The sequence below is a fragment of the Arthrobacter sp. R-11 genome, assembly GCF_049913155.1.
In the GTDB taxonomy this organism is placed as follows: Bacteria; Actinomycetota; Actinomycetes; order Actinomycetales; family Micrococcaceae; genus Arthrobacter.
The window spans coordinates 531,123-544,000 of the sequence record NZ_CP183979.1 but is presented as its reverse complement, the minus strand read 5'-3'; the positions used below and the strand labels follow the sequence as shown (position 1 = coordinate 544,000).

Annotated in this window: 11 protein-coding genes; 4 read left to right on the top strand and 7 right to left on the bottom strand. The window is 64.1% G+C overall.

Going from position 1 to position 12,878, the window contains the following annotated elements; all coding sequences use genetic code 11:
* Window positions 1–7: 7 nt before the first annotated feature.
* The 7 genes from ACN9M4_RS02450 to ACN9M4_RS02420 form a co-directional block, all read right to left on the bottom strand.
* Window positions 8–1,477, bottom strand: coding sequence for an aspartate ammonia-lyase (locus tag ACN9M4_RS02450; RefSeq protein ID WP_426301996.1), 1,470 nt, complete (start codon window positions 1,475–1,477; stop codon window positions 8–10).
* Between the two features lie 29 nt (window positions 1,478–1,506).
* Window positions 1,507–3,024 carry a CoA-acylating methylmalonate-semialdehyde dehydrogenase gene (locus tag ACN9M4_RS02445; protein ID WP_426301995.1) on the bottom strand — a complete coding sequence of 506 codons (1,518 nt, stop codon included), beginning with the start codon at window positions 3,022–3,024 and terminating at the stop codon, window positions 1,507–1,509.
* Between the two features lie 47 nt (window positions 3,025–3,071).
* Window positions 3,072–3,998, bottom strand: a complete 927-nt coding sequence (locus ACN9M4_RS02440; RefSeq protein WP_426301994.1) for a D-2-hydroxyacid dehydrogenase — start codon at window positions 3,996–3,998, stop codon at window positions 3,072–3,074.
* Between the two features lie 53 nt (window positions 3,999–4,051).
* Window positions 4,052–5,146, bottom strand: coding sequence for a tartrate dehydrogenase (locus tag ACN9M4_RS02435; protein ID WP_426301993.1), 1,095 nt, complete (start codon window positions 5,144–5,146; stop codon window positions 4,052–4,054).
* Window positions 5,143–6,669, bottom strand: coding sequence for an aldehyde dehydrogenase family protein (locus ACN9M4_RS02430; RefSeq protein ID WP_426301992.1), 1,527 nt, complete (start codon window positions 6,667–6,669; stop codon window positions 5,143–5,145). Before ACN9M4_RS02430 ends, ACN9M4_RS02435 begins: the two co-directional genes overlap by 4 nt.
* A 75-nt stretch (window positions 6,670–6,744) precedes the next feature.
* On the bottom strand, window positions 6,745–8,022 hold the full coding sequence (locus ACN9M4_RS02425; RefSeq protein ID WP_426301991.1) for an NAD(P)/FAD-dependent oxidoreductase: 1,278 nt from the start codon (window positions 8,020–8,022) through the stop codon (window positions 6,745–6,747).
* A 27-nt stretch (window positions 8,023–8,049) separates the two neighbouring features.
* Window positions 8,050–8,721: an HAD-IA family hydrolase gene (locus ACN9M4_RS02420; protein WP_426301990.1), complete on the bottom strand. Its 672-nt coding sequence runs from the start codon at window positions 8,719–8,721 to the stop codon at window positions 8,050–8,052.
* A 397-nt stretch (window positions 8,722–9,118) separates the two neighbouring features.
* Here ACN9M4_RS02420 and ACN9M4_RS02415 point away from each other — a divergent pair, with 397 nt between their 5' ends.
* Genes ACN9M4_RS02415 through solA form a run of 4 tightly spaced genes read left to right on the top strand, consistent with a single transcriptional unit; the run spans window position 9,119 to window position 12,868 of the window.
* Window positions 9,119–10,036 carry an ABC transporter substrate-binding protein gene (locus ACN9M4_RS02415; RefSeq protein ID WP_426301989.1) on the top strand — a complete coding sequence of 306 codons (918 nt, stop codon included), beginning with the start codon at window positions 9,119–9,121 and terminating at the stop codon, window positions 10,034–10,036.
* Window positions 10,037–10,080: 44 nt separating this feature from the next.
* Window positions 10,081–10,971, top strand: a complete 891-nt coding sequence (locus tag ACN9M4_RS02410) for an amino acid ABC transporter permease (protein WP_426301988.1) — start codon at window positions 10,081–10,083, stop codon at window positions 10,969–10,971.
* Entirely contained in the window at window positions 10,968–11,735 is a 768-nt protein-coding gene (locus ACN9M4_RS02405) for an amino acid ABC transporter ATP-binding protein (RefSeq protein WP_426301987.1), read from the top strand. Before ACN9M4_RS02410 ends, ACN9M4_RS02405 begins: the two co-directional genes overlap by 4 nt.
* Complete coding sequence (gene solA / locus ACN9M4_RS02400; RefSeq protein WP_426301986.1) at window positions 11,735–12,868, top strand: N-methyl-L-tryptophan oxidase; 1,134 nt, start codon at window positions 11,735–11,737, stop codon at window positions 12,866–12,868. The genes ACN9M4_RS02405 and solA overlap by 1 nt, the downstream gene beginning before the upstream one ends.
* The last annotated feature ends 10 nt before the right edge of the window (window positions 12,869–12,878 follow it).

Below are 12,878 nucleotides of genomic sequence, written 5' to 3'. Positions count from 1 at the left end.
TCCTGATCTACAGAGGTAGCTGTTGCACGGCGGTGACCTGGGGATTTGCAAGGTGTTCCGGCTTGAGGATCTCGTGGAGCTGCTCCGCCGTGAGCAGTCCGCGCTCCAGTACCAGGGAAGAGACACTCGCGCCTGTGGAAAGGGCCTGCCGGGCGATCGAGGTTGCCGCATCGTAGCCGATGATCGGGTTCAGGATCGTGACGACGCCGATGCCCGCCTCCACCTGGGACCGAAGGTATTCCTTGTTGGCAGTGATTCCCTCGATGCAATGGTCGGCAAGCGTAGTGCAGGCCGCGGTGAGGTGGGCCAGGCTGGCGAACAGTGAGCGCGCAATGATGGGCTCGAAGGCGTTCAGCTGCAATTGCCCGGCTTCGGCGGCAACAGTAATGGTCAGGTCGTTTCCCATCACCTCGAAGGCCACCTGGTTCACGACTTCCGGGATGACAGGGTTGACTTTGCCGGGCATGATGCTGGATCCGGCCTGGCGCGGAGGCAGGTTGATTTCGGCGAAGCCCGCGCGGGGACCGGAAGCGAGCAGCCTCAGGTCGTTGCAGATCTTGGAGAGCTTCACGGCGATCCGCTTCAGCATCCCGGAGAACAGCACGAAAGCCCCGCAGTCCTGGGTAGCCTCGACGAGGTTCCCGGCCGTCACTAACCGAAGCCCGGCAATCCTACTGAGGTGGGTGCGGGCAATTGCGGCATATCTCGGATGGGTGTTGATGCCGGTGCCGATTGCCGTTGCCCCGAGGTTGATTTCATGGAGGTGGACCATGGCCTCACGGAGCCGAAGCTCATCTTCCTCCACCATCACTTCGTACGTGCTGAACTCCTGCCCCAGCGTCATGGGGACAGCGTCCTGCAGTTGAGTCCTGCCGACCTTTACGACGTCGTCGAACTGGACGGCTTTGCGGGCAAAGGCGCGGCGCAGGTGCTGCATGGCCTCCAGGAGTTCCAGCCCACCCTGAATCGTGGCGATCTTGATCGCCGTGGGGTAGACGTCGTTGGTGGACTGGCCCATGTTGACGTCGCCGTTGGGATGGATGGCACTGTAGCTACCTTTGCTGAGGCCGAGGTGCTCCAGCGCCCGGTTGGCTATCACCTCATTGGCATTCATATTGGTGGATGTCCCGGCGCCGCCTTGGATGACATCGACGACGAACTGCTCCAGCAGCCCGCCCTGTTCGATGTCCGCACAGGCCCGGACAATGGCGTCCTTCTTGGCCTCGGCGATCAACCCCAAATCGCAGTTGGCCAGCGCAGCGGCATGCTTCACCTGTGCCAGGGCCTTGATCAACGGCGGATAGGCGGAGATGGCAGTACCGGTGATGGGGAAGTTTTCGACTGCCCGCAAGGTCTGAATCCCCCAGTAGGCGGAGGCCGGAAGAGTCCGGGTTCCCAGGAAATCTGTCTCCGTCCGGCCTGCCGGGAAATCCGGTTCGGCGCCGTCCAGAATGGATGCTGTTGTGGTGTGTGCCATGGCTCAGTTCGACTTCCGGAGGGACTTGATCAGTTGGAGGGGAAGTTGTAGGAGGCGCCGGAGGCGTCCGTGGCTTCCGGCCAGCGGGAGGTGATGACCTTGCCGCGGGTGTAGAACGAGACGCCCTCGGGCCCGTAGATGTGCTTGTCGCCGAACAGGGAGGCCTTCCAGCCGCCGAAGGAGTGGTAAGCCACCGGTACCGGGAGGGGGACGTTGATGCCGATCATGCCCACATCCACCGAGCGCTGGAACTTCCGCGCCGCAGCGCCCGAGGCGGTGAAGATGGCCGTGCCGTTGCCGTAGGGGTTGGCGTTGATCAGCTTGATGCCCTCATCGAGGTCCTCGACGCGGACCACCACCAGGACGGGTCCGAAGATTTCCTCGGTGTAGGCACTCATTTCGGTCTTGACGTGGTCAATCACGGTGGGGCCTACCCAGAAGCCTTCTTCGTGTCCGGGAACGACGAGCCCGCGGCCGTCCACGACCATGGCGGCGCCGGCGGCTTCGGCTTCAGTCACAATCTCGATGATGCGTTCCTTCGAGGCCGGAGTGATGACCGGGCCCATTTCTGCGCCGGGTTCGATGCCGTTGTCCACCTTGATGGCCAGGGCACGTTCTTCGATTTTCTTAACGAGCAGGTCCGCGGCGTCCCCGACCGCGACGGCGACCGAGATCGCCATGCAGCGCTGCCCGGCGGAACCGAACGCGGCGGCGGCCAGATGGTCGGCAGCGTTGTCCAGGTCGGCGTCGGGCAGCACGATTGCGTGGTTCTTCGCTCCACCCAAAGCCTGGACCCGCTTCCCATGCTTGGTGGCTGTCTCGTGCACGTACTTGGCGATCGGTGTGGAACCGACGAAGGAAATACCGTCCACATCCGGGTGGGTCAGCAGACCCTCCACGGTTTCCTTGCCTCCGTGCAGCACCTGGAACACGCCGTCCGGCAGGCCCGCCTGCTTCCAAAGCCTGGCCAGCAGCAGCGACGGGGAAGGGTCGCGTTCGGAAGGTTTGAGAATGAACGCGTTACCGGTGGCGATAGCCATCGGCGCCATCCACAGCGGCACCATTACGGGGAAGTTGAACGGGGTGATGCCCGCCACCACGCCAAGCGGCTCGCGGAAGGAGAAGACGTCGATGCCGGTAGACACCTGATCCGAATACTCGCCCTTGAGCAACTGCGGAACGCCGCAGGCAAACTCAACAACCTCCAAACCCCGGCCAATCTCACCCTTCGCATCCGAGAGGACCTTGCCATGTTCCGCGGTCACCAGCTCTGCCAGCTCATCCGCGTGGGTCGCGACCAGCTCACGGAACTTGAACAACACCGCGGTGCGCCTAGCCAGGGAGATATTGCCCCACTTCTCCGCGGCCTTCCTGGCGGCGGCCACGGTTGCTTCAAGATCTAAGCGATTGGCCAGGCTCAACTCGGCCGTGACTTGGCCCGTCGCCGGGTTGTACACCGGGCGGGTGATGCCCCCTGAGCCTGCGGTCTCAACACCGTCGATGAAGTGATGGATCTGGGAGATGGTCGTCGTCGTTGACCTGGTCATGGCGGTTGTCCTTAGGAAGTGAACGCTTTTTACGGTGAGTGAGGGGCTCAGTGGCCCGGGACGTATCCCAAGGCCTTGTCCACGATGTTTTCCAGCGGTTCGCCGTTGCAGTACCGCTTGAGGTTGTCCACAAAAAGCCTGCCGAGGTCTTCCAGGTAATCCTCGGCGTCACCGCTCATGTGCGGAGTGATGATGACGTTCTCCATGCTCCACAGCGGATGTCCGGCGGGCAGCGGCTCGGGATGGACAACGTCCAGGGCGGCCCCGGCAATGGAACGCGAGGCCAAAGCCTCGACCAAAGCCCCGGTATCAACCAGTTCGCCACGGCCAACGTTCACCAGGCAGGCGGAAGGTTTCATGGCAGTGAGGACCTCCGCGCCGACGAGTCCCCTGGTGTCGTTCGTCAGCGGCGCCGCGAGGACCACATAGTCGTAGTCCTGGACAACCCGGGAAAGCTCTTGGGAGGAATAGATGCGGTCGAAGTCGGAATCACCGTGGCGAGCTGACCGGCCGGCGCCGTCCACGTCCATCCCGACCGCGCGGAACAGCCGGGCGGTTTCCCGGCCGATCGAGCCGGTGCCCACGATCAGCGCCGAGCGGCCCTGGACCTTGCGGGTAGTCCGGTGCTGCCAACGCTGTTCCTGCTGCAGGCGGAACGATCCGTGGGCATCCTTGGCCAGGTCCAGCACGAATCCAAGTGCAAACTCTGCAATCGCCCGGCTCAAGACGCCTCGGGAATTCGTGTAGCTAACGTCGCTCGCCACCAGCTCGTCGAACATCAGCTGGCTGACTCCGGCGGCAGAGACATGGACCCACCTCACTGACGAGGCGGCGGCCCAGTTCTCTTTGAGGGCAGGTGAGAACGAATGCCACTGATACAGCACGTCGGCACCGTCCAGGGCCTCCGGCAGTCCGTCCGCCTTCGTCAGCCGGACTTCGGCGAGCTTTTCGATCTCTGCTAGCCCCGGAGGCAAGGCCTCCCTGTAGAGCACTGCGACTGTCGGGCGCCCGCCCGACCGGCCGGCCGTCACGACGCCGGCGTCCCTGAGACCGCCTGGTAATCAGGGGCGAGTGCCCCGATAGCCGAGACGACGGCGACCGTGAACTCCCACGTCGACGACGTTCCGCCCACATCGCGGGTGCCGTGGCCGTCGCGCAGGGCGGACTCGAATGCCGCCTGGAGGTGCGCGGCCGCGTCGGAATAGCCGAGGTGCTCAAGCATCATCGCGCCGGACCAGATCTGGCCCACCGGGTTGGCCAGTCCCTTGCCTGCGATGTCAGGAGCCGAACCATGGACGGGTTCGAAAAGGGACGGGTACCGCATCTCCGGGTTCAGGTTGGCGCTCGGCGCCAGGCCGATGGACCCGGTGACCGAACTCCCCAGGTCCGAAAGGATGTCCCCGAGGAGGTTGGAGGCGACAATGACGTCCAGGGTCCAGGGCTTCAGGACCAGGTGTGCGGCGAGTGCGTCCACCAATTCGTGGGTGACTGCAACCCCCGGATGCCGGCCGACCGTTTCCTCAACGACTTCGTCCCAGAAAGGCATGGTGTGGATGATGCCGTTGCTCTTCGTGGCGGACGTCAGCCTGCCACTGCGGCCGGCCGCCAGGGAGGCCGCGAAGTCGGCAACGCGTGAAACCCCCAGACGGGTGAAGATCGTTTCCTGCACGGCACTTTCGTACGGCAGGCCCTGGTACATCCTTCCGCCGACTTCCGAATATTCGCCCTCGTTGTTCTCCCGGACGATCAGGAGGTCGATCGGGTTCTTGTTCGCCAGGGGCGACGCCACGCCGTCGAGCGTCTTGACCGGACGGAGGTTGATGTACTGCTGGAACTCCCGGCGGATCGGGATCAGCAGTCCCCACAGTGACGCGGTGTCCGGAACGTCCGGAGAGCCCACGGCGCCAAGGAATATGGCGTCGTGGCGTGCCAGCTGCTCCAGACCATCAACCGGCATCATCCGCCCGTGCCGCTTGTAGTAGTCCGAACCCCAGTCGAAATGGATGAAGTTGAGGGTCAGCGAATGGAGCTCTGCGATCCGTTCCAGGCAGGTGATGGCAGCCGGGACGACTTCTTTCCCGATGCCGTCACCGGCGATGACTGCGATGTTGTGGGTGCTCATGGGTTCTCCGTCTGCCGTGGGGCCGGCGTGGCCGCTGCTTGGCCGAGGTTGATGATGGTGTTTTTGGGTTCGGTCATTTCGCGGACGGCATGCCGGACGCCTTCACGGCCGACGCCGGATTTCTTGAATCCGCCGAACGGCATGGAGTCGATCCGCACATCACTGGTTTCGTTGATGACGACGGCACCGACGTGAAGGCTGTCCGCGATGGCCAGTGCCTGGTCGATGGACTGGGTGAACACCCCGGCTTGGAGGCCGTACTCGGTGTTGTTCGCCGCGTAGATGGCGTCCTGGACCTCGATGAACGGCAGGATGCTCACCAAGGGCCCGAACACCTCGTCCCGGATGACCCGGCACTTCGAAGGAACATCGGTCAGCACCGTGGGCAAGTAGTACGCGCCCTGCCGCTTGCCGCCGGCATGCACGGTGGAACCGGCGGCCTTGGCTTCTTCGACCCATTCCTCCACGCGCCGCGCTTCGGCTTCGGAAATCAGCGGCCCGATGTCAGTGGTCCGGTCAAGCTTGGGCCCGGTCTTCAGGGCCTTGGTGCCGCGGACCACGTGCTCCAGGAGGAGGTCGTAGACCGAGATATGGACATACACCCGTTGAACGGAGAGGCAGTTCTGCCCGGCCACCCCGAACGCCCCCGCCACGATCGCCGAGGCCGCGGCCTCGGGATCCGCGTCGGCGCACACGATCGTTGCGTTGTTGCCGCCGAGTTCGGACACAACCTTCTTGGCGCCTGCTGCTGCCGCGATACGGTCCGCGGTTGCGGGACCGCCCGTGAAGGAGACCAGGTCCACGCGCTGGTCCGTGACCAGAGCTTCGGAGACCCCTTCGCCGGTGACGATCGCGGCGATCCGCCCTGTGGGCACTCCGGCTTCCAGCAGCAGCTGCACCAGCGCGAGCCCGCTCAACGGGGTCCGCCCGGAGGGCTTAAGCACGACGCCGTTGCCGCCGATCAGGGCCGGCCCCAGTTTGTGCGCCACCAGGTTCAGCGGATCGTTGAACGGCGTGATCGCCGCGACGATGCCCACCGGCTTCCGGCTGTACCAGCCGATCTTGCTCCCCGCGGCCAGGCTGTCATCGAAGGCTAGGGTCTCTCCTGCCAGTTCGTCCGCCGCGGCCGCGGACAAGCGCAGGGTTTCCCTGCAGCGGCGGACCTCACGTTCGGCCTCGGTGATCGTCTTGCTGCTCTCCGCCGCGATGATGGCGGCGAAGCGGTCAGACTGCTCCCCCAGCAACTGCGCGGCTTTCTCCAGGGCTTCGCGCCGGGCCCGCAGCGGCCAATCCGCAAACTTCAAATGGTGGTGGATATAACCGATGGCACGCTTCACATCCCCCGCCACGGAAGTGCAGACCTTACCCACCACAAAACCGTCCTGGGGGTCCCTGACCTCAAGGGTCATCCCGCCGGTTTGCCAGAGGCCTTCGAAGAAGGCGCCCCCGGGAAGAGTGGCAACGTCTGAGCGACTGTCCCCTGTTTCCGGGCGCGCGTCATCGAGGTTTGTTGTTCGCAGCATGTGGTCCCTTGGCTAGGTGATGTGTTGGGGGTGGAAGCTGGCCAGCCGGTCCCAGCTGGCCAGCTGGTCTTGGGCCTACTTGATCCGGTCGATGATCTTCGCGGCCGCACCGATGAAGGGCAGGAACCACGGCGGGCCGAAGTGGCCGGGCACCGGCGGGTTCTTCAGGTCGCCCCACACGTTTGCGGACTTGTCCCCGCCCATGTAGTGCGCCATCCGCTTGCCCATGTGCGCGGCCATCTGGACCCCGTGCCCGCTGTAGTTGAGCGAGTAGAACAGCCCGTCGTGCTCGCCGGCATGGACCATCTGGTCCATCGAGAGGTCCACGAGCCCGCCCCAGATGTAGTCCACCCGGGTCTTGTCGAGGTAGGGGAACAGCTCGAGCATGGCCTTGCGCAGGATCTCGGCGCTCTTGACGTCGGAGTCCGGGCTCGAGAGGGCGAACCGGGCCCGGCCGCCAAAGAGGAGCCGGTTGTCCGGGGTGATCCGGAAGTAGTAGGTGAGCATCTTGCTGTCCGAAGCCATACGCCGGTTCGGCAGGATGCGGTTCACCACGTCCTCGGGCAGCTGCTCGGTGACGATGATGAAGCTGCCCACCGGGATGACCCGGCGCTGCATCCACGGGGTGACGCTGCCGGTGTAGCCGCTCGTCGCGACGAGGACCTGCTTGGCCCGGGTGATCCCACGGGTGGTGTGCACGTCGTGCACCGTGCCGTTGATGCGCTTGAGCTCGGTCACTCCCGCGTCCTCACAGACCACCGCGCCGGCCCTGACGGCCGCCCCGGCCAGACCGTGGGAGAACTTGCCCACGTGCAGGCCCGCGCCGAGCGGGTCCATCATGGCGCCCTTGTAGAAGTCCGTGCCGATCTCGGAATGGATCTCGGACTTCGGAATCACCTCGACGTGGTGGTCCACGAGCTTGGCCAGGAGCTCCTGGGACTTCCGGAAGCCGTCGTTGTGCGACTCGTGGTAGGCCAGCGAGAGCTTGCCGAAGCGGTTGAAGTCGCAGTCGATCGCGTGGTCATGGACGATCTTCTCGATGCTCTCGATCGCGTCGTTGTACTCGCGGAAGTACTCGACGGCGCGGGCCTCGCCGTAGCGCTTGACCGCGGTGCTGAAGCCGATGGCCAGGCCGGTGGTGGCCATGCCGCCGTTGCGGCCGGACGCGCCCCAGCCGACGGTGTGGCGCTCGAAGACCGCAACGCTCGCGCCCTGCTGGGCGAACTCAAGCGCGGCGGAGAGGCCGGTAAAGCCGGCACCGATGATCGCGACGTCGACGTTCTCCGGCACTGGGGTGCGCCGGTAGTCACCGGAAGGCTCGGCTGTGTCCAGCCAATAAGGAACAAGTTTCATGGTGTGATCTTTCGTCTCGACGTCGGTTTAGAGACCGAGGTGCTTGTTGATCTCGTCCAGGGACTTCACAACGTTGAGGTCGTAGCCCGGGCCGATGGGGTCGTAGCCACGGTCCAGCATCCAGAGGTTTCGGAAGCCCATGTCGTGCATCGGGTGCATGTCGTAGCGGGTGTGCGAGGAGATGTGCAGGAAATCCTCCGGCTTGGCGTTCAGGGTGTCGAGCATGTACTCGAAGGCCTGGTAGCGCGGCTTGTAGGCCTGGGCCTGCTCGGCGGTCAGCACGGCGTGGAAGTCGGCGCCGAGCTTGGGGATGCTGATCTCCAGGAAGCTGTCGTCGGCGTTGGACAGGGCAACCAGCTGGAAGTTCTCGCCCATGAGCTTCAGCGGTGCCGGCACGTCGTCGTGGGCGCCAAAGCTGCGTACAGCGTCAGCGAGCTCTGCGCCCGCGTTCGGGGTCGGCCCAATGCCGAAGTACTTGCAGACGCGGTCGAACGAGCTCTGGAGGATCTCCTCGTACGGCGCGTAATCAAGGACCGCGTCGAAGCGGTAACCGCGGAACACCTTCTTGAACGCAGGCCACTGCTCTTCGGGCAGGCGGCCATCCAGCAGCCGGCGGGTAACGGCATCAGAGTTCCAGTTGATCAGGGTGCCGTAGATATCGAAGGAGATGTACTTCGGCCGTGAGTTCGTCGTTGCCATAATTCGTCCGTTCCTAGATGACTTTTGCGGGACGTCCGGAGGTCCGCCGTCCCGTTTCACTTCGTGTGGGCGGGAGATTCTTGGACGTCGAGAACCAGATACTTTGACTGTAGGCTCCGAAATTGTAGATTGTCAACAGTTCTTGTTGAGAGCCTTTCTCATGTGAGGGCCGCCAAAGAATTTACTTATCGTCGATTGTTGACAATCTGCGATCGAGGGAGTTGCATTGCATTGGATGCAGAACGAGATCCGCATCACAGCAACTGATTCCATCCTCCCCGATTAATGCTGTGGGCGGGCCACCTGGCGGACGACGACGCCACTCGGAAGCCCCCGCGAAGATCCTCGTTCGGCGGAACCAACTTCACCTGAAACCCATTTTTGGAAGGGACGCACCATGAAGACCACAAGCAAGATCAAGACTGCTGCTACCGGGCTTGCAGTGCTGATGGCCCTGAGCGCCTGTGGCGCTGCGGCCAGCAACGACGCCCAGGACTCGAGGACCTCCAACACCTCTGACATCTCGGCGGGCATCCAGCCTGACCCGGCTGCGGTGGCGTTGCTGCCGCAGTCCTACAAGGACAAGGGCGAGCTGACGGTGGCCATGGACCTGCACTATCCGCCCACGACGTTCCTTGCCGAAGACAACACCACCGCCATCGGCCTGAACCCGGACATTGCCCGGCTGATCGCGAAGAAGCTGGGGTTGAAGCTGAAGTTCGAGGACACGAAGTTCGACACGATCGTGCCGGGCATTGACGGTGGCCGGTATGACTTCACGGCCACCACGATGTCCAAGACCGAAGAACGGCTCGCGGTGCTGGACATGATCGATTACTTCAAGGCCGGCAGCTCGGTGGCCGTGGCCGCGGGCAACCCGCTGAAACTGACCATGGAGACCCTGTGCGGCAAGAACATCGCCGTCACCGCCGGCTCAACCGGCCAGCTCAAGCGCCTCCCGGCCCTGTCCGAGCAGACCTGCACGTCCAAGGGCCAGCCCGAGATCCACGCCGTAACCCTGCCCAACGTCCAGGAGGCCCTGACCCAGCTGCACTCCAAGCGGATTGACGGGATCCTTTACGACACCACCGCCCTGGGTTGGGCTGCCAAGCAGCAGCCGGAGTCCTTCGACCTCCTGGGCCGGGTGAACGTCGGCTCCAGCGATGTGACGGCAATCGGTGTCAAGAAGGGCTCGCCGCTGACCCCGGCCCTGCAGAAGGCCATCCAGTCCGTCCTTGAGACGCCGGAGTACAAGAAGTCCCTGGAGACCTGGGGCCTGGAGTCCGGAGCCATCACCGACGCCAAGCTCAACTAGGGGGCGCCTCCATGGTCACAGCTATCAGCAAAGGAAGTGAAACGATGAGCGGCATCGATGCAGCCCTCAAGCCGCGGCTTCGGCTTCGGACTCCCACCGAGTACGCCGGATGGGTCCTGAGCATTCTCGTCGGCCTCGGGATCCTCGCCTCGGTCCTGACAAATCCCAACTTCAAATGGGGCATCGTCGGAAAGTACTTCTTCGCCGAGTCGATCCTGCGCGGTCTGATGCTCACTGTCTTCCTGACGGTCGCGAGCATGGCCCTGGGAACACTGCTCGGCCTTGCCCTGGCCGTCATGAGGGCCTCGCACGTGAAGCCGGTGTCCATTGCCGCCGGTCTCTACCTCACCTTGTTCCGCGGCACCCCGGTGCTGGTGCAGCTGATCTTTTGGTTCAACATCTCTGCGCTCTACCCGGACCTGAGGATCGGGATCCCGTTCACCGATATCGGCACGGCGGTGGACACGAACGCGATCATGGGTCCGATCACCGCGGCCCTGGTGGGCCTGACCCTCAATCAAGCCGCGTACATGGCCGAGATCATTCGCGGTGGTTTCTCGGCCGTCGGCAAGGGTCAGATTGAGGCCGCCGACTCGCTGGGCATGAGCGCAGGCATGCGGATGCGCAAGGTCATCATCCCGCAAGCGATGCCCTCGATCATCCCCGCCACCGGCAACCAGTTCATCGGCATGTTCAAGGAAACCTCCTTGGTCAGCGTGCTCGGCGTCGCGGAACTGCTCCAAAGCGCCCAGCTGATCTATGCCCGCACCTACGAAACCATTCCGCTGCTGATTGTCGCCAGCCTCTGGTACCTGGTGATGACCCTGCTGTTGAGCTACCCACAGGCCCAGCTCGAGAAACGATACGCCCGCGCAACCTCCACTTTGCCCCGCAAGGCCAAACGGGTTGCCCAACCGGAAGGCGCAGCCCGATGAGCACCGACGGCACCATTCACGCCCGCGGAATCCGCAAATCCTTCGGACACAAGACGGTCCTGCAGAACATCGACCTGGACGTCGCCAGCGGCGAAGTCTGCTGCATCATCGGCCCGTCCGGCTCCGGCAAATCCACCCTGCTGCGCTGTATCAACGGCCTGGAGACGGTGGACCTCGGGGTCCTGAAGGTCAACGGCGAAACCTTCGGTTACCACGAAACCGAGACCGCCTACCACGCCCTGAGCCGCAAGAAACTGGCCGCCCAGCGCACCAGGGTTGGCATGGTCTTCCAGCAGTTCAACCTCTTCCCGAACATGACCGCCCAGGAAAACGTCATGTCCGGCCCGGTGCTGGTCAAAGGCGTGGACAAGAAGGTGGCTGCCGCCCGGGCGGACGAGCTGCTGGCCAGCGTCGGTCTTGACGGCCACGGGTTCAAGTACCCCGCCCAGCTCTCGGGCGGACAGCAGCAACGAGTGGCCATCGCCCGTTCCCTGGCCATGGACCCGGAAATCATGCTCTTCGACGAACCCACCTCCGCCCTGGACCCCGAAAAAGTCGGCGAAGTCCTCGCGGTCATGAAGGACCTCGCCAAAAAGGGCATGACCATGGTCGTGGTCACCCACGAAATGGGCTTCGCCCGCGAGGTCTCCGACTCCCTGCTCTTCATGGACGAGGGCTACGTCGTTGAACGCGGCGACGCCCGCGAGGTCCTGGGCAACCCCAAGGAAGCCCGCACACGCTCCTTCCTGGAAAAGGTCCTCTGATGGACGGAAAGCTCGCCGTCATCGGGCTGGGCAGCATCGGAAGCATGGCCCTGTGGCAAGCGTCCCGCCTGACCGACTCGGTGGCAGGATTCGAAGCGGCCGCTCCCGCCCACGGACGCAGTGCCGTGGGCGGGGACACCCGCCTTTTCCGCATGGTCTACCGCGGCAACCCCGGCTACTACCCGATCCTGGAACGCTCCCGCGCCCTCTGGGCGGAACTTGAAGCAGAAACCGGACAGGAAATCCTCACCCGCTGCGGCGGCCTGTCCATCGGCACTGCCAACGGCCCCTACCTCAACGCCGTCTTGGAAACCACCCGCGCCACCGGCGCCGACCACCAGGTCCTCACCCACGAGGAACTGGCCGCGCGCTATCCCCAGCACAACCTCCGGCCCGATGACATCGCCGTCTACGATCCGCATGCCGGCGCCCTGCGCACCGACCGTGCCGTTACCGCCGCCGTCACCGCCGCCCGCGCCAACGGCGCCACGATCCACACCAGCACCCCCATCGACAGCATCACCGAAACCGAGGGCGGCGTGACCCTCACCTCCGGCGAGAAGTCCTGGACCTACGAGAACGTCATCATCGCCTCCGGCGGATGGTCCCGCCGGCTCATGCCCGACTATCTCAAAGCAGCCACGGAGACGAAACGGATTTTCCTGACCTGGTTCGTCGCCCGCGACGGCGCCCAGTACACCCCGGAGAAATTCCCCATCTTCATCCGCATCTACGAGGACCGCTCCATGTACGGGGCACCGGCAGTGGACGGCGTCACCGTCAAAGCCACCCTGGACGGCCGCGGCAAACCAACCCCGGACGCCGGCAACGTCCCGCGGGAACTCACCGAGGCCGAAATCGCAGAGACCACCGACACCGTCACCGAATTCTTCCCCGGCCTGGACCCCGCCATTGTCCGCTCCGATGCCTTCCCCGACCTCTTCACCAAGGACAACAACCCCCTCCTGGGCCCCATCCACCAAGGCAGCAGGATCTATACAGCCACGGGCTTCTCCGGAGGCGGTTTCAAGAACGCCACCGGATTCGGTGAAATCGCCGCCCAAGAGGCCCTCGGCAAACAGACCTTCGATTACTTGGACTTCGTCCGCCCCGAACGGTTCAGGACCAGCTGACTACCATCCG

Bases quoted from the DNA above. Each gene is read 5' to 3' on its own strand.
- ACN9M4_RS02415 (WP_426301989.1), top strand. From the start codon at position 9,119: ATGAAGACCACAAGCAAGATCAAGACTGCTGCTACCGGGCTTGCAGTG.
- ACN9M4_RS02420 (WP_426301990.1), bottom strand. From the start codon at position 8,721: ATGGCAACGACGAACTCACGGCCGAAGTACATCTCCTTCGATATCTAC.
- ACN9M4_RS02405 (WP_426301987.1), top strand. From the start codon at position 10,968: ATGAGCACCGACGGCACCATTCACGCCCGCGGAATCCGCAAATCCTTC.
- ACN9M4_RS02430 (WP_426301992.1), bottom strand. From the start codon at position 6,669: ATGCTGCGAACAACAAACCTCGATGACGCGCGCCCGGAAACAGGGGAC.
- ACN9M4_RS02450 (WP_426301996.1), bottom strand. From the start codon at position 1,477: ATGGCACACACCACAACAGCATCCATTCTGGACGGCGCCGAACCGGAT.
- ACN9M4_RS02425 (WP_426301991.1), bottom strand. From the start codon at position 8,022: ATGAAACTTGTTCCTTATTGGCTGGACACAGCCGAGCCTTCCGGTGAC.
- ACN9M4_RS02410 (WP_426301988.1), top strand. From the start codon at position 10,081: ATGAGCGGCATCGATGCAGCCCTCAAGCCGCGGCTTCGGCTTCGGACT.
- solA (WP_426301986.1), top strand. From the start codon at position 11,735: ATGGACGGAAAGCTCGCCGTCATCGGGCTGGGCAGCATCGGAAGCATG.
- ACN9M4_RS02445 (WP_426301995.1), bottom strand. From the start codon at position 3,024: ATGACCAGGTCAACGACGACGACCATCTCCCAGATCCATCACTTCATC.
- ACN9M4_RS02435 (WP_426301993.1), bottom strand. From the start codon at position 5,146: ATGAGCACCCACAACATCGCAGTCATCGCCGGTGACGGCATCGGGAAA.